At 30.4% G+C, this 17,109-nt stretch carries 16 protein-coding genes; 7 read left to right on the top strand and 9 right to left on the bottom strand.

Going from position 1 to position 17,109, the window contains the following annotated elements; genetic code table 11:
• Positions 1–19: 19 nt before the first annotated feature.
• Positions 20–316, bottom strand: a complete 297-nt coding sequence (locus ACGLWY_RS01135) for an N-acetyltransferase (protein WP_396617851.1) — start codon at positions 314–316, stop codon at positions 20–22.
• A gap of 170 nt (positions 317–486) precedes the next feature.
• Here ACGLWY_RS01135 and ACGLWY_RS01130 point away from each other — a divergent pair, with 170 nt between their 5' ends.
• The gene (locus ACGLWY_RS01130) at positions 487–1,152 is read left to right on the top strand and encodes an alpha/beta hydrolase (protein WP_396617850.1); all 666 of its coding nucleotides are present in this window, start codon (positions 487–489) and stop codon (positions 1,150–1,152) included.
• Between the two features lie 35 nt (positions 1,153–1,187).
• Positions 1,188–2,117, top strand: coding sequence for a lytic transglycosylase domain-containing protein (locus ACGLWY_RS01125; RefSeq protein WP_396617849.1), 930 nt, complete (start codon positions 1,188–1,190; stop codon positions 2,115–2,117).
• 153 nt (positions 2,118–2,270) lie between these two features.
• On the opposite strand, the gene ACGLWY_RS01120 is transcribed toward ACGLWY_RS01125, so the two are convergent.
• On the bottom strand, positions 2,271–2,846 hold the full coding sequence (locus ACGLWY_RS01120; protein ID WP_117172360.1) for a DUF2892 domain-containing protein: 576 nt from the start codon (positions 2,844–2,846) through the stop codon (positions 2,271–2,273).
• Between the two features lie 293 nt (positions 2,847–3,139).
• On the opposite strand from ACGLWY_RS01120, the gene rpmH reads away from it, so the two are divergent.
• The 5 genes from rpmH to ACGLWY_RS01095 all read left to right on the top strand — a co-directional run bounded on the left by rpmH (position 3,140) and on the right by ACGLWY_RS01095 (position 9,237).
• Entirely contained in the window at positions 3,140–3,301 is a 162-nt protein-coding gene (gene rpmH, locus ACGLWY_RS01115; protein WP_038527912.1) for a 50S ribosomal protein L34, read from the top strand.
• Positions 3,302–3,414: 113 nt separating this feature from the next.
• A complete protein-coding gene (gene carB / locus ACGLWY_RS01110) occupies positions 3,415–6,267 on the top strand; it encodes a carbamoyl-phosphate synthase large subunit (protein WP_396617848.1) in 2,853 nt (950 codons plus the stop codon).
• A 286-nt stretch (positions 6,268–6,553) separates the two neighbouring features.
• The gene (locus ACGLWY_RS01105) at positions 6,554–7,483 is read left to right on the top strand and encodes a glycosyltransferase family 4 protein (protein ID WP_396617847.1); all 930 of its coding nucleotides are present in this window, start codon (positions 6,554–6,556) and stop codon (positions 7,481–7,483) included.
• Entirely contained in the window at positions 7,455–8,210 is a 756-nt protein-coding gene (locus ACGLWY_RS01100) for a hypothetical protein (protein ID WP_396617846.1), read from the top strand. The genes ACGLWY_RS01105 and ACGLWY_RS01100 overlap by 29 nt, the downstream gene beginning before the upstream one ends.
• Positions 8,200–9,237 carry a glycosyltransferase gene (locus ACGLWY_RS01095; protein ID WP_396617845.1) on the top strand — a complete coding sequence of 346 codons (1,038 nt, stop codon included), beginning with the start codon at positions 8,200–8,202 and terminating at the stop codon, positions 9,235–9,237. The genes ACGLWY_RS01100 and ACGLWY_RS01095 overlap by 11 nt, the downstream gene beginning before the upstream one ends.
• Here ACGLWY_RS01095 and ACGLWY_RS01090 read toward each other — a convergent pair.
• The 7 genes from ACGLWY_RS01090 to ACGLWY_RS01060 are packed head-to-tail and all read right to left on the bottom strand — an operon-like array spanning position 9,234 to position 17,079.
• Complete coding sequence (locus ACGLWY_RS01090) at positions 9,234–10,286, bottom strand: glycosyltransferase family 4 protein (RefSeq protein ID WP_396617844.1); 1,053 nt, start codon at positions 10,284–10,286, stop codon at positions 9,234–9,236. The two genes, ACGLWY_RS01095 and ACGLWY_RS01090, sit on opposite strands and share 4 nt — an antisense overlap.
• Positions 10,287–11,972: an ATP-binding cassette domain-containing protein gene (locus ACGLWY_RS01085; RefSeq protein ID WP_396617843.1), complete on the bottom strand. Its 1,686-nt coding sequence runs from the start codon at positions 11,970–11,972 to the stop codon at positions 10,287–10,289.
• A gap of 2 nt (positions 11,973–11,974) precedes the next feature.
• The gene (locus ACGLWY_RS01080; RefSeq protein WP_396617842.1) at positions 11,975–13,345 is read right to left on the bottom strand and encodes a B12-binding domain-containing radical SAM protein; all 1,371 of its coding nucleotides are present in this window, start codon (positions 13,343–13,345) and stop codon (positions 11,975–11,977) included.
• The gene (locus ACGLWY_RS01075) at positions 13,342–14,118 is read right to left on the bottom strand and encodes a class I SAM-dependent DNA methyltransferase (RefSeq protein WP_396617841.1); all 777 of its coding nucleotides are present in this window, start codon (positions 14,116–14,118) and stop codon (positions 13,342–13,344) included. The genes ACGLWY_RS01080 and ACGLWY_RS01075 overlap by 4 nt, the downstream gene beginning before the upstream one ends.
• A 21-nt stretch (positions 14,119–14,139) precedes the next feature.
• On the bottom strand, positions 14,140–15,612 hold the full coding sequence (locus tag ACGLWY_RS01070; protein ID WP_396617840.1) for a B12-binding domain-containing radical SAM protein: 1,473 nt from the start codon (positions 15,610–15,612) through the stop codon (positions 14,140–14,142).
• The gene (locus ACGLWY_RS01065; protein ID WP_396617839.1) at positions 15,599–16,501 is read right to left on the bottom strand and encodes a nucleotidyltransferase domain-containing protein; all 903 of its coding nucleotides are present in this window, start codon (positions 16,499–16,501) and stop codon (positions 15,599–15,601) included. Before ACGLWY_RS01065 ends, ACGLWY_RS01070 begins: the two co-directional genes overlap by 14 nt.
• Before the next feature lie 32 nt (positions 16,502–16,533).
• Entirely contained in the window at positions 16,534–17,079 is a 546-nt protein-coding gene (locus ACGLWY_RS01060; protein ID WP_396617838.1) for a YceI family protein, read from the bottom strand.
• Between the last annotated feature and the right edge of the window lie 30 nt (positions 17,080–17,109).

Here is a 17,109-nt window from a genome sequence, read left to right as displayed (position 1 = left end):
TTTCAAAGCAATTAGGGTACTATATCCTAACCCCCACAGGAAGCATGCGTTTGTACTTTCGGTTGCTTCTTACAAACTTAGCAATTTCAGGGCTTGTGGGAACAACGCTTAAGTTACGTTCTTCAATTTGTTCAAAAACAGCAGCCAAAAACTCTTCACTAAAGGTTTCATTATTAATTTCTTCAGGAATAATAAGTTTTGTTAAAAAAATCTTTCGCTCTTGTAGGGAGTATTCAATTTTAGCTAAGTGGTTGTCGATTTTTAGTTCGTATTGGCGTAAAAAATCGTTATCAACTAAATCTGCAACATCAATCATGGCAAGTATTTTTAATTTTCAGGAAACTTTAAATAGTGAGGACTATTACATAACTTTGTTTTGCAAAAATACGAAAAATAATCGTTAATAAAAAGCAAAAAATTGGTTTAATGCCTTATAAAATAAACTATTAGAGGTTATTTGGTGTTTTTATTTTTATATTGAAATGCATGAGTGAAGAAATAATACACGTTTATTTGATGCCAGGAATGGCGGCAAGTCCCAAGATTTTTGAATATATTAAATTGCCGGAGAATCAATTTGAGATTCACTACTTGGAATGGATTTCGCCTTTAAAAAATGAATCTGTTAGCGTTTATGCTCTAAGAATGACTGAGCATATAACACATGAAAATATTGTTCTAATTGGTGTGTCTTTTGGAGGTGTTTTAGTGCAGGAAATGAGTAAACATAGGGCCGTTAGAAAGCTAATTATAGTATCCAGTGTTAAATCCATGCACGAATTACCAAAAAAAATGGTACTTGCCAAAACAACCATGGCATATAAATTGTTGCCAACACAGTTGGTGAGTAATATTGAACTTTTTGCTAAGTATGCTTTTGGTAGCAATATTACAAAGCGGTTGGAGTTATATAAAAAATATTTATCGGTAAATGATAGTAACTATTTAAGTTGGGCAATAAAAGAGATGGTTTGTTGGAACCAAGAAACCTGTCTTGCAGATATTATTCACATTCATGGAGACAATGATGCGGTATTTCCAATAAAAAATATTTCAAATTGTATTACAATAAAAGGTGGAACGCATATCATGGTTATTAATAAATATAAGTGGTTTAACGAAAATTTACCAAGGATAATTTTAGAGAATTAAACATAATAGTTACCTTTAAATAAAACTTTTTAGAAATGAAGACTGTACAGAAAACATTGGCGTTTGTAGGATTATTAAGTTTATGCGCATTATTTGTTTATGCTCTGCAAGAGGCGCCTACCGATGAGAATTTTGAAAAAAAGCTTATAAACGATTATAATGTTTATGCGCTTCAAGTGCCTAGCAATTTAGATTTTGCAGGAGAACCCATGCCACTTAAAAACCCCGATATTTTAGAACGCATGGATAAAGAACTATTGGTTAATACCTATTGGCAATCAAATGGGTTGTTAATGTTTAAACGTGCCAAAAAATATTTTCCAATTATAGAACCAATTTTGGCAAAACGTGGAGTTCCAGACGATTTTAAGTATTTAGCAGTTATAGAAAGTGGTTTAACAAATGTTGTTTCACCAGCTGGAGCTAGAGGCATTTGGCAAATTATGCCAGCTACAGGAAGAGAAAATGGATTAGAGATTAATGACAATGTAGATGAGCGCTATCATTTGGAAAAATCCACCGAAGTGGCTTGTGAATACCTGTTAAAATCTAAAAAAGAATTAGGATCGTGGACATTGGCTGCTGCTGCGTACAATGCAGGTAATTCAGGTATTGCAAAGTATTTAAGGGAACAGAATGTTAGTAACTATTACGATTTGTTATTAGGAGAAGAAACAGGGCGCTATGTGTTTAGAATAGTCGCGCTAAAAGAGATTTTGACTAACCCAGCAAAGTATGGTTTTAACTTTAGGGAAAAAGATTTATATAGCAACGTACCAACTTATAAAGTTGAAGTTAATACAGAGGTAACCGATTTTACAAAATTTGCGGAACAGTACGGAATCAATTATAAGATCCTTAAAATTCATAACCCATGGTTAAGAGAACCAAAGCTTATTAATAAATCTGGTAAAAGTTATACGATTGAAATTCCTGAGAAAGGATATTATACCAGAGCTAATTGAAGACTGTTTAAATCTTGTTTTTGGAATGTTTTATAGGGTGCTTTTTTGTCAGGCTAAGGTGTTTTGAAGTTAACAGCCATGGTTATGGACCGAAAAATAGCTGAAGTATGGCGGAAAAAGGTACATAAAAGAGCCTTAACACAGTCTCTAAGATTAACTTCTTCTTTTCTGAGATCTAATAGAGCCACCAGCACCAAAATGTTGGTTAGGCATTTGAGCACGCTTCATGTTTTCCTTCATCATTTTTATTTGATCGGTCAACATGCCTTGTTTGTCTAATTTTTGTGCTTCAGAAAGTAATTTTTCAGCTTCTAGTTTTCTACGTTTAGAAAAAGCAATGCCCGATAAATTTAATTTTGCCATAGCCAAATCGTGATTCATAGATAGTCCTAAAGCAATCGCTTTCTTAAAATATTTTTCAGCTTCGTTCATATTTGTTTGGGAAACCATCAAACCATGTAAATAATTATAATATCCTTGTTGTTTAGTAACTAAGGCGGTTTCAGGATTTTTAATTTTATCTAACCATTTTTTAGCACCTTCAAAATCTTGTTTACGCAATCTTAAAAATGCCAGTAAAATGAACTCATTTTTAAAATAAAGAAAAACAAAAATTAAAGAAAGTAGTATAAACATAATGCCATTACCTATATTTCCTTCAGTAAATTGATAAACGGCAAAGGCTATGATGCCAGCAGCTATGATAAGTTTTATAATTTTATTGTACATTTTTTATAGTTTGAGTTGTTGTTGCAGACATTTTTAGGTATCCGATTCAATTATACAATGCAAAGAAACTAAATTTTTATCAAAATCAATCCATAGATATTTAACAAAAAAACGATGTTCAACCCAAATAAATAAAGCGTTTATTATGCTATTTGATTCAAAAAAAATAATTCAAAATATTTTTAAAATAAGATTTGCCAAAGTAAAAACTCTTTGTATATTTGCGCTCAGTTTTGGAGAAAGCCAAAATTATAAATAATAAAGTACAATTCAGATTTTAAAGATATAAGATAATGAGTAAAAGAACATTTCAGCCATCGAAAAGAAAAAGAAGAAACAAACACGGTTTTAGAGAAAGAATGGCTTCTGCTAATGGAAGAAAAGTACTTGCTCGTAGAAGAGCTAAGGGTAGAAAGAAATTGTCTGTATCATCTGAATCGAGACATAAAAAATAAATGATTAACAATTGTTGATATTTAAAAGGTATTACTTAAGTGTAATGCCTTTTTTTATATCTGTTAATGCCTATTTTTGTAACTTATTAAAACACACTATTTAAACAGTAAAAATGCCAAAAAATTCAAAACTTAAATCTATTCTAATTATTGGATCTGGTCCTATCGTTATAGGGCAAGCATGCGAATTTGATTATTCAGGGACACAAGCTTTACGATCGTTAAGAGAAGATGGAATTGAAACGATTTTAATTAATTCGAACCCAGCAACTATCATGACCGACCCTTCAATGGCAGATCATGTATACTTACTACCTCTTACAACCAAGTCAATAATTAAAATTCTAAAAGATCACCCACAAATAGATGCTGTTTTACCAACAATGGGAGGACAAACGGCATTAAATTTATGTATTGAGGCAGATGAAAAAGGTATTTGGAAAGATTTTAATGTAGATATTATTGGTGTTGATATTGAAGCTATAAATATTACCGAAGATAGAGAAAAGTTCAGGGAATTAATGCTTAAAATAGGCATTCCTATGGCACCTCAAGCTACTGCAACGTCTTACTTAAAGGGAAAAGAAATTGCACAAGAGTTTGGTTTTCCGTTAGTTATTAGGGCTTCTTTTACTTTGGGTGGAGCAGGAGCTTCTTTTGTATATAAAGAAGAAGATTTTGACGAATTATTAACGCGTGGATTAGAGATTTCTCCTATCCATGAGGTTATGATTGATAAAGCATTGATAGGTTGGAAAGAATACGAGTTGGAATTACTTAGGGATTCAAACGACAACGTAGTAATTATCTGTTCTATCGAAAATATGGATCCAATGGGGATTCATACTGGGGATTCCATTACTGTTGCACCAGCAATGACATTGAGTGATAGAACGTATCAACGTATGCGAGATATGGCAATTCATATGATGCGCAGTATAGGTGACTTTGCAGGTGGCTGTAACGTGCAATTTGCTGTGAGTCCGGATGAAAAAGAAGATATTATTGCCATAGAAATTAACCCACGTGTGTCACGCTCATCAGCATTGGCAAGTAAAGCAACGGGTTATCCTATTGCGAAAATTGCGGCTAAATTAGCCATTGGGTACCATCTTGATGAATTACAAAACCAAATTACAAAATCTACTTCGGCATTATTTGAACCGACTTTAGATTACGTAATTGTAAAAATACCACGTTGGAATTTTGATAAATTTGAAGGGTCTGATAGAACATTAGGGCTTCAAATGAAATCTGTTGGGGAAGTTATGGGTATTGGGCGCTCGTTTCAAGAAGCACTTCATAAAGCAACACAATCGCTTGAAATTAAGAGAAATGGATTGGGTGCCGACGGAAAAGAGAATAAAAATTACGATCAAATTATAGAAAAACTAACCTATGCTTCTTGGGATCGTGTGTTTATTATTTACGATGCTGTTGCTATGGGGATTCCGTTAAGTAGAATTCATGAAATCACAAAAATAGATATGTGGTTTTTAAAGCAATATGAAGAATTGTTTTTACTTCAAAAGGAAATTTCTACGTTTAATATTGACACCATTCAAAAAGACTTATTGCTTGAAGCGAAGCAAAAAGGTTATGGTGACAGACAAATTGCTCATATGTTGGGTTGTTTAGAAAGTCAGGTTTACAGTAAGCGTGAAGAATTTGGTGTCAATAGAGTTTACAAGTTAGTAGATACTTGTGCCGCCGAATTTAAAGCGAAAACACCATATTATTATTCAACCTTTGAAAGTGATATGGAAACTGCCGATGGCAAACGATATGCAGATAATGAGAGTATCGTTACGGATAAGAAGAAAGTTATTGTTTTGGGTTCTGGTCCAAACCGAATAGGGCAGGGTATTGAGTTCGATTACTGTTGTGTGCATGGGGTTTTGGCTGCTGCCGAATGTGGTTACGAAACCATCATGATTAACTGTAATCCTGAAACGGTTTCAACCGATTTTGACACCGCCGATAAATTATATTTTGAGCCTGTTTTTTGGGAACATATCTATGATATTATTAAGCATGAAAAACCAGAAGGTGTCATCGTTCAATTAGGTGGACAAACCGCATTAAAACTTGCCGAAAAGCTAACTAAGTATGGCATTAAAATTATAGGAACAAGTTTTGAATCGCTTGATTTAGCCGAAGACAGAGGGCATTTTTCAAACTTATTAAAAGAAAATAACATACCATATCCTGAGTTTGATATTGCTACTACAGCTGATGAAGCTTCTGCCATTGCCGATGTGTTGGACTTCCCTATTTTAGTTCGCCCTTCTTATGTGCTTGGTGGACAAGGCATGAAAATAGTTATCAATAAAGAAGAGCTTGAAAAACATGTGGTTGATTTATTAAGTCAGATGCCAGGGAACCAACTGCTTTTAGACCATTATTTAGATGGTGCTATTGAAGCCGAAGCCGATGCGATTTGCGATGGCGAAGATGTTTACATTATAGGTATTATGGAGCATATTGAGCCTTGTGGTATTCACTCGGGCGATAGTAATTCTACCTTACCTCCATTTAACTTAGGGGAGTTTGTAATGCAGCAAATTAAAGACCATACTAAAAAAATTGCTTTAGCACTTAATACGGTTGGTTTAATAAACATTCAGTTTGCTATTAAAGATGATATTGTTTACATTATTGAAGCGAATCCAAGAGCATCCCGTACAGTGCCATTTATAGCCAAAGCGTATGGTGAGCCTTATGTAAATTACGCTACTAAAGTGATGTTGGGAGATAAGAAAGTTAAAGATTTTAACTTTAATCCGAAGCTGACAGGCTATGCCATTAAGCAACCTGTGTTCTCTTTCAACAAGTTCCATAATGTGAATAAGAAGTTAGGGCCTGAAATGAAAAGTACAGGTGAAAGCATCTTGTTTATAGATAGCTTAAAGGACGATGAGTTTTATGAGCTATACTCAAGACGAAAAATGTATCTTAATAAATAAAATAGAAGAGGCTAATCCAAAAAGGTTAGCCTTTTTCTTTTAAGGCAGGAATCTTAAATATATACAAAACAAATTCTTACTTTAGTTTTATTATATGGGTAAGGATAAAATTTTAGTAGACTTGTTTTATGTTACATTTTCTTTTAAAAAACCAGAAGAGGTTTTGAAGAGATGTTATAGTACTGTAGGGTATCTTGAAAAACTGACAACTTCTTTTAATTTGTATTTTGTTGCAAGAACAACCGAACATAGTTCGTTTTCAGAAGATAAACCTTTAAAAGCATTCTTGTTTAAAGGAAAAAAATTAAAGAAATGGATGATTCCTTTTCGATTTAATTGGTTTATAAAGTCTTTGCAACCAGATTATATTTTAGTGCATGGTTTTGGTTTTGTTCATTATTTAATTTTTTTAAAAATGATACTTCCGAAATCCAAAATTCTTTTGCAAAGCAATGGTTTTGCTCCTAAACCTAAAGGAATTAAAAAATATATTTATAAAGTTTCGGATTATTTCATTGATGGTTATTTATTTACAGGTATTGAAAATGCAAAGCCTTGGTATGAAAATAAAATCCTCACAAAGAATAAAATTTTCTCTGTCATGGAAGGTTCGACTCATTTTAAATTTTCTGGGAATGCAAAGCGTAAGCCAAATAGTTTTCTATGGGTTGGAAGATTGGATGCTAATAAAGACCCATTAACCATTTTAAAAGCGTTCGAACGTTTTCTTGATATTGAGGAGAACGCCATTTTAACAATGATTTTTCATGAGAATCATTTATTATCTCCAGTTCAAGATTTTATTTTGAATAGTGAAAAATTAAAAAAAGCCGTAATAGTAAAAGGATATGTTGAACATCACTTATTAGAAGAAATCTATAACGAAAACGAGTTTTTCATATTAGGTTCGCATTATGAAGGTAGCGGTTATGCTTTAGTTGAGGCAATGGCATGTGGCTGTATTCCAATAGTAACATCGATTCCATCTTTTCAATTTATGACTAATGATGGAGCATGTGCTTTTTTGTTTACACCAAATAGAGAGGATGAGTTGTTTCGTCAATTAAAAAGAACAAGAGATAATGATTTATTAGTCCTGCAAAAAAAGGTATTAGAACAATTTAAAAACAAATTGTCTTTTGAAGCTATAGCAAATGATATAAAGTTTATATTTAAAAAAATTGAGAATGAATCTATCAGCATTAAAAGAGAATAAAACATTTTATAACGAAAAATCGATACTTGATATTTTAGATATTGTTGCATGGAAAAAAAGCAACAAGAGTTACAATTTTGAAACCTTACCTAAAACGGTAATATTATCGTTAAGCCGTTTCCTTTTGAGTAAAAAGCAACGAATTTTCAGTAAGAAACTAAAAGGATTATTCGGGCAGAATTATATTTTAAATAAAAATTACGTCTATTGTTCTGAGTTTGGTAATGGCGCTCCTGCAATAATAGGATTAATGGAAGAGTTGAGAGTTTTTGGAGTGGAAAATTTCATTTTTATAGGTTTAGCAGGCTTGTTAAAAGATGAAATTGAAGAGAAGGTATGTATTGTAAATAATGCATTTTCGACTTCTGGGTCTACTTATTTATATTCGGATAAAGATTTTTTTCAACCTAAAAAAGAGAAATGGTTTGAATTTTTTGTAAAAGAATTAAACTATAAAGAAAGTATTTGTTGGAGTACTGATGCGCCATTTAGAGAAACCAAAATGCTATTTACTTATTTTAAAGAAAAAAATGTAACGCATGTCGATATGGAATGTGCTTCAATTTACGCTTTTGCCGAGTTTTATAAATTGAATGCACTTTGTATTGTTGTATCAGCAGATTCTATATCAAATTTTACTTGGAATCCGCCAAAATATAAAGGTGAAATTAACTTGGTCTTAAAAAAAACAATTGAGAAAATAATAGCTATAAAATATGAAGTATGATGAACCACTTGTGTCAATAATTATCACTTTTTATAATGAAGAAAAATTATTGTCAAGATGTTTAGAGTCAGTTAAAAATCAAACTTACAATAATTTAGAAGTTGTTTTAATAAATGACGGTTCAACAGATAATTCTTTGGAAATTGCTAAAAAGTTCTATGAAGAATTTTATAGTTGTAAAATTATTACTATTGAAAATTCAGGTCATGCAGAAGCTAGAAATATAGGTGTTCAAACATGTACAAGCGGTTATGTGACTTTTTTAGATGCCGATGATGAATTAGAATCTAACATGGTTTCATCTTGTATTGATGAAATGATTGTTAATAAGGCTGATTTAGTTATATGTAAATTTTCTATTATTAATAGTGATGGGAAGGTTGAGTTAATATCAGGTTGGAAGGATTACGTTTTAAATAGCAATGAAGCAAAAGATTTAATTCCACAGATGTTTACAAATGGTATTTCTGAAACCGTTTGGGGAAAAATTTATAAATCTGATATTGCCAAAAAAATTAAATTTGATAAAGGATTATGGTTTGATGATAGACCCTATGTTTTTGAATATTTGTTTTTGGCTGATACGGTCTGTTATGTAAATAAAAGCCTTTTAAAGATCCATAAGAGAGATTCATCAATAACTAGAAGAAGAATAGAAGAAAAAAGAATAATAGATTGTCAAAGAGTGTTTGAATTAGAACTTAGTACTCTTAAAAAATACCAAGGGGAAAGTAAATTAAAGAATAAAATTGCTAAGCATTATTTAGATGTTATTGTTGGTAATTATTTATTTCAAGTTATTGATAAAGATTATATCGTTGATTTAATGAATGTTAGAAAAGTTTTTTACGATACTTTAATAACTTTTAAAAAAGTGCTTAAGGATGAAAAGATTAGCCTTTCAATTAAAGATAAGCTACAATTACAATTATTAGAAATACATCGCTTTTTAGGATGGGATTTATCGAATCAAATTTTCAAATTTTTAAAACGAGAAAGAATAGTTGCGATTAATAAACTACGTTAGTTATAAAAAGAATCATAAATTTCCTTTACAGTATCTTCCATTTTGAATTTCTCAATTCTTTTAGCTTTAAAATCACTTTTTAAAACTGTTAATATTCTATTTTCTAATTCTGTTTTGTTAGTGCTATAGAAAAAAGAATCTTCAATATGGCTAGGGTTTTCTATTGGAATGGTGCTTACTACATTACAACCTGCGTAAAGCGCTTCATGTAAAACAGTACCGCTACCTTCAAATTTTGATGTGTGTAGAAATATTTTAGCATTATTCATGTATTCTAAAACTTCTTTTTGGGAAATACTTCCAGTAAATAGAATATCGTCTTGTAAATCTAAAGCATTTATTTTTTTTTCAAGATTGGCTTTATCACCTGTGTCGGCTCCACAAATGACGGCTTTTACGTCTTTAAATTCTTTTTTTATAATGGATAGAATATCAATAAAAAGAGAATAATTTTTTAAATCACTTAAATTACCAACACCTAAAATTGTGATTTCCCTATTGCTAGTATTTAATTGAGGAAATTTTCTAATATCAATTGATGCATTAGCAATTCGTTTTGCTTCAACATGATGGTCATTTAAAAATATTAATTTTTGATGTTCGGAAAGCATTATTATTTCTTCACCTGATAGTTTTAATAGCTTTGGGTATTTATTAGTTGATTTGGCATCTTGACCTAGCATCCAAACGCGTAGTTTTATTTTGAAAATAGAAGATAATATCTTTCCAAGTAAACTACTTTCTCTATACCAAAAGCATAAAATACCATCATACTTGTTTTTTTTACAAAGTATAAAACCTTTATAAATAGCTTTTATTAAATAGGGTAAGAATACATAATATCTTTTGAAACCACTTCCAATGGGATATACGTTTATGTTGTTATACTTGTAGGGTTTTGATTTTGGAAAAAATAGGCTAATTAAATCTACCTTTACATCTACACTTTCTGTAAATATAGTAGAAAATTGAGAAATAAAAGGAGCAATATGATCTTCTTCATGATTTTGAGGAAATAAAGGAGCAATGAATAATAATTTTTTAGTCATTTACAAAAGTGTTAAATTCCTATTTTCTATTTTATAAATAGTTTTATAAAAAATGTCATTATCATCGTCATGTGATACAGATAATATAGTTGTATTATCTTTTCGATTTATTTCACTTAAAAAATCAAAGATTACTTTTTCTAAATGCTTGTCTTGTTGATTCGTAGCTTCATCTAGAATTAATAATGAAGGTCTTGTGTATAAGGCTCTTACTAATGCTAAACGTTGTTTTTGTCCACCTGAAAGACGCGAACTTTCAAGAGTGATTTCTGTTTCATATTCATTATCCATTTTTCCAATAATTTCATGTAATTCCAACTTTTTACATAAATAATAAATATAATTATAATCTATTTTATTAGGGTTTTGCCCCAAAACTATATTTTCAATAATGGTTCCATTGAAGAGAAAAGGTTGTTGAGGTACATAATTAGCGAAAGGTAAGAAATCATAATTTTCAATTCTTGTTTTATCAATAAAACAATTTCCTTTTTTAGGTTTGATGATTCCTAAGATGATATATAATAATGTTGTTTTTCCTATGCCAGAATCACCTTTTATACCAATAAAAGAACCTTTGTCTATTGTTAGATTTATATTTTCTAGAATAGAGTTACCTTCATAATCAAAACTTATATTCTCTAATTTGAATTGACTTTCATAATTTATTTTGAGATTATTAATCACATTATTTTGTTCATGATTTAATAAAATATCTAACGAATACCTATAAGTTTTTATCAATGTTAAAGCACTTAGTATTTTACTGATTGAAGGGATCAATCTCAAACTTGAAGTTCCAAAAACAGTTAAAAGTATAATGACATTTTTATTACCAAAATTTATTATTGTAAATAGAACTAACGATATTATTAATGCAAACTCTAGATACCTACTGTAATTTGAATTGAAAGAAATTAATCGCCCTGTAACTTCGTTAAGTATCTTTTTTTCTTTTTTAAAGCGTTCTAAAAAGATTGGATAATTCCCGGAGTTTCTAATCTCTAAATAACCATTTAAGATATTTAATAATTCTGAATTTGATTTCGCTTGTGATTCTTTATAAATAGAATTTATTAGGTTTAATTGTTTTTTTTTGTTTAAATACATCAATGCTGCTAAAAGAAAAAGGACAAGCACAGCAATTAAGGTTAGTTTAAAATAAGCAATTAGAAGAACAACTAAAATAAGAAATAAGACAATTGTTTCAGTGATTAGATTCACAAATGACAATAAGAATTTGCAACTAAAATCTTCGGGTATTGTATTAATATCTTGAATGATTTTCCCTTTATTCAAATGTTGATGTTTAGTGTAGCTTTGGAAAACAAAATTATTTGTGCTTTCAATGGTTATTTCTGTAGATATATTATAAAAGAAAACATATAAAGACGTATTGAATTTTGTTTGTAAAATAATTTTAACTAAATAAAAAAAGATTAATGAACCTAAAAAAAATTGAACTTGAAAAGTAGAGATATCTAAACTAAAAGAAAAATACTTAATACTTAGTTCTTTGATTTTTTCAGGGTTAAAAAGCAGAATAATTACAGGAATCAGTAAAGAAATAGAGATTAAATCTAAAAAAGCAAATAATATACTTTTATATATAAAGTGCTTTATTTTTCGCCTGTTATTACTTGGAATTACACTTTTAATATTTAAATATGTTTGTTTTATATTCACTTTTATCTATTTAAAACCATCAATCCACTTGCTAAAACCGCTTTTGTTTTATGCTTCAGTGCAGCCGTTAAGTTGTTTTTTCTTTTTTTATAAAATTCTACTTCGTTTACTACTTTAGAAACTGCATAATCATAATATTTTCGAGAATAAGTTCTCTTAAAATCAATATCCCTGTCAGTAGAGGTTTCCCAATCTGGAGCCATTGTTATCTTGTCTTCAATGTCATTATACAAGCTTGTTCCTTTTATAGGATATGCGATGGTTATGGTATAGTGTGTAGGGTTAGCATCTTTTAAATACTGTATCGTTTCTGAGATGTCTTTTTCTGTTTCTCCAGGATAACCTAACATAATAAAAGTCCCAGTTTCAATTCCTAATTGATTCGTTTTCTGGATAGCTTTTTTAACCACGTTAACATCAACACGTCTGTCCATTAAATCAATTATTTTTTGGGAACCACTTTCTGCTCCAATCCAAATTCTAAAACAGCCAACGTCTTTTAGTAACTTTAGAATATCATCATTTAGACGTTCCGCTCTGGTAATGCATTCAAATGGAATAACTGCTTCCTGGTTTAAAACCTCTTCTTTAAAAGCTAATAACCATTTATGACTTACCGTAAAGACATCATCTACAAACCATATAGCATCTGGGTTGTATTGTTCTTTTAGCAGCTTCATTTCAGCGGCTACTTGTTCTGCGGGTCTTCTTCTATAACTTTGTCCATAAACAGCTGTACTGCACCATTTACAGGTATAAGGACAGCCACGTTGTGTGGAAATAGTCATCGAACTTTGTCCGTGATTGTTTTTCCAAGTGTCCAAGTATTTTTGCATGTTGATAGCTCCTCTATTGGGCAATGGTAATGCGTCGAGTTCTCTAAATTTTGTTCGCGCTTTGGTTTGAACCACTTTTTCATTTTCTAAAAAAGCAATGCCGTTTACTTCGTTATAGTTTTGATTATTTAATATTGCCTTGTACAATTCAAAAGTGGTTTCTTCTCCTTCACCAATGACTAAAAAATCAGCACCAGCGTTTAAGTAATTTTCAACATTATAAGAAACATCTGGACCACCAAGCACAATTTTTGGATGCTTATATTTTTCCGTTTTTAAGACTTTAATTAATTTGATAACTTCAATCTTAGTCATTAGATTAGTGTAAATACAAACTATTTTTGGTCTCTTGTCTAAAATGAATTGTAGTTGTTCTTCTTGATTTGAAAAAGTGCTATCAAACACATCATTTGGAATATGTTTATTTAATAAATAAGCAGACACATACAACAACCCTAATGGTGGATAGGGTTTCATTATCTTTTGCTCCTTAGGATCATCAGATAAATAATAAGCATGCGTAAATAAAACACTCATTTTTTTTCTAAGATTATCATATAATGATCGGCATATTTTGAAAGTAAAGACCAGTTTTTGATTCTGTTTTCCAAATGATTTAAAAAATTTAAAAGACCTGTTTTATTTTTAAAAAAGGGTTCTAAATAGGAGGGTGGAATAAAAAAGCCAATGGGTTTGCTTTCTAGAATATTAAAACTTGTTTTAGCTAAATTTATAATATCTTTTGGATTATAATAATAGGTTGGTACATTTTCTCCATCTACATTAGCTATTGCAACTTCTTTTTTTCGTATAAAGGCTTTGGAAAATTTTCCTTTTAAAAGGAAGTAAAATTGTTCCCAAGTCGTGTTTTTAGGCATGATTACCAAGGCTAATTTGCCTTTTTTATTAAGATTATTGGTAATACTGTTGAAGAAAAGTTCTAGTTCAGTTTTAGTTAAGCAGTTTAGCCCACCAAAATTGGAGAAAACCATATCAAACGTTCCAATCTCTTTTTTGTCAGAAATTAGATTAATGTCTAATTGTGCAAAAGTTAAGTGATGATATTGATTTTTTGTTTTTCCGATGGCAATCATTTTTTTAGAAATATCAGTGGCCAATACATTGAAGTTTTGTTTGGCTAACCAAATAGCATCTTCACCAGTTCCACAATTGATTTCAAGAATATCTTTTATTTGATGTAAATGTTTTGAGAGTAATTGGTAAACTAAATTGCGTTGAAGCCTGCCAATCTTTGTATTTGTAAAAGATTGATCATACGTATTTGCTGCTACATCAAAACTAGCTTTCATCTTGAAGGTTTTTGAGCATTGTCAAAGTTTTGAATTTTGAAAGGTACTCAACGCTTTCAATTTCAAATTATCTACAAAACTACTAGGAATATAATAACCCAATTTTACAATGGATTTCAATTTCATGACAGATGGTTTTGAATGAAAAAGTTGTTTTAAATTATGAATTCCTTGGCTTTTTCTATATTCTTTATGAACAAAACGTTGCAATTTTCTGTAATAATTTGATGAATAGGTTCCTTGAAACATCATGTCTAAATCGTCCGAATCTTTCCAGTTGGCTTTTAGTTTTAAATCATCTTTTACTTTTTCATAAAATTGGGTTCCAGGTAAAGGATATGATACTGAAATACCTATATTATCTGGTAATAATTCTTTTACCATTTGTATTGTTTTCTGAATGTCATTTTGATTTTCTGTTAGATAACCAAATTGTAAAAAGAAAGCGACTTTAATGTTTTTTTCTTTTAATAATCGAGTTGCTTGGTATATTTCCTCAACTTTGGTGCCTTTATCCATAGCATCCAAAATTTTTTGAGAAGCGCTCTCAGCACCAACCCAAACTTCTTCCAACCCAGATTCGGCTAAAACATCAATAGTATCTTCTTTCAATAATAAATCAACACGACTTTGAATAAAATATTTAATTTTGATGTTTTTTTTCTTTAATTCTAGATTGAATTCTTGAACCCAATTGGGTTTCAATCCAAAAATATCATCGCACATCCAAAAACGTGAAACCTGATATGTTTTAACCAAATATTCAATGTGTTTTACAATGTATTCCGGCGAATGGGAGTTATACCGATTGCCATAAATGGGTTTTGCACACCAATTACATTTATAAGGGCAACCTCTAGTGGTAGCAATATTTAAAGTAAATGTGTTGCCACCTTGTTTCCAGATGGTTTTGTATGCATCCATATCTACTAAATCCCAAGCTGGTAATGTAAATTCGTCCAAGTTCTTTACGACACTTCGACTAGGCGTCATGACAAACTCATCGTCTTTTAAAAAACAAATGCCCTTTATATTGGAAACATCTGTATTGCTCATTTTTGCATCAATAAGTTCCTTTATGGTTATTTCGCCCTCTCCCTTTATTACAAAATCGGCTCCAGACCCAATGTATTTTTCATAATGATCTGTAGCATCAGAACTACAAACAATTACGGTGCAATTCAGCTTTTTTGCTATTTCGATCATTTTAAAAGCTGCCTCACGCATGGTGGTTAAACACATTTTCGTGAGGTAATTGAACCCATCATCATAAATGACAAAAATTTTTGGTTTATGTGTTTCTAAAAATGGTTTAATTGATTGCGGATTGTCTAAAAGATTTGTGTCAAAAAGACCAACTTTATAACCATTTTCTCTAAGAAATGATGCTGCGTATAGTGTGCCTAACGGCGGGTATGGTGTTTTGTTCTTCCACTGTTTAGGGTCGAATTTATAATAGTATGAGTGTGAGAATACAACATCAAGCATGTTCATGTTCTAAAGTGATATTATGAATTTTTTTAACTTTAGAATACTTTTCGTTTAAAGTATCAATAACTTTTTTTTGAAAATTTTGTGGATGGTGTTTCGACACATTTTTTGTGGATTTCATGGCTATGTCAAAACTAGCTTTGTCTAAGTTTTTAAATTTACTTTTCCATTTTTTATAGGTAAATTTCATAAACCAAATATCCATATAATCTCCAAAATCATTTTTTAACAGATATTCAGTAAGTTTAACTAAAAAGTTTTTTTTAACGGTATTGATTTGATAATCTTTTTTTATATAATTAGAAAAATAATTTTCCACCCATCGGTTTTCCGTATAAAAAGATTGAAAAACATCTTTGCCACACATTGGTATCATGGTGATGAGTTCTGTAGCGGTAAATCTGTTTTTTTCAACAATCTCAAGCATATTGCTTGCAATAAAATAATTAACACAAAAGTATTTTTTTGAATTTAGTAAGAATATTTTCTTGTAAAGAACTAGTATGGTGCGTGCAACCCAAAGCCTTTTTTGAGAAGTAATAATAAAGAAATCTATATCACTTTTTTCATCATGATACCCTTTTGATAATGATCCCGAAATTCCAACACCTTCAACAAAAGGAAATTTGGCAATAAAGTTTGAAATTTTTATTGCTTTAGGAAATATTTTGGTGGCCATATTATTTCCAAGTATCCTTCTTTCGACATGAAGATCTTCGTTTTCACATAAATAATAGTCGTTTATTTTGTATATGGCTTTTTTTTCCAGAAGTAGAGACAGTTCTTCATCCAAAAGAACCTTGTTTTTTAAATTAGAGAATGAAAATATTTCGTCCCGTTTTAATGGATATTTAAAAATGGAAAAATACAATAAGGTTTTTAGAGCATTCATTCAATTCAATTTAAACAAACAATTTAAGCATACTATTTTGATTTGAGAAAAAATTCGAATGTTACTTCAATATCATTGGCAATTTTGGAACGTACTATTTTTGGGATTTTAATATCAAAACTAGAAGCCTTTTCTGTAAAATGACCAGTAATGTTTATTTGGTCTTCTTTTTTGGAGATGTTTACAGCTACCTTTTCAAGAGTTTTAGTTTTTCCGTGGAAAGTGAGAGACCCGCTAAGATAAAATACGCTTGGTTTATCGGAAAGTTTATTTATTAAAAAACCATCTATTTTTCCTTTAAAGGTAGCCTTTGGAAATTTGTCAGATTCAGCATAGTTTTCGTTGAAATGCTCTTCCATTAGGGCATTTTTAAAGCGGAATCCTTTAACCAAAACCAATGCAGCAAATTCCCCATTCTCAGTATTTAAAATAGCGGTTGCAGAATTGTTTTTAGCAGCTACTTCTTCAAAAGAAGGTACCGAAGCTTCAAAATTGACAATCCCCGATTTAGTTATGAATTTAGCCTGGGAAAATGTATTAAAGCTTATTAACACAATAATGTAAATTAATTTTTTCATTTTCTTTATTTTGATGATTATAACTAGGCC

The organism is Mariniflexile sp. HMF6888 (assembly GCF_044335535.1).
Lineage (GTDB): Bacteria > Bacteroidota > Bacteroidia > Flavobacteriales > Flavobacteriaceae > Mariniflexile.
Note: the sequence above shows the minus strand (reverse complement) of the source record. Positions and strands in the feature narration are given on the sequence as shown.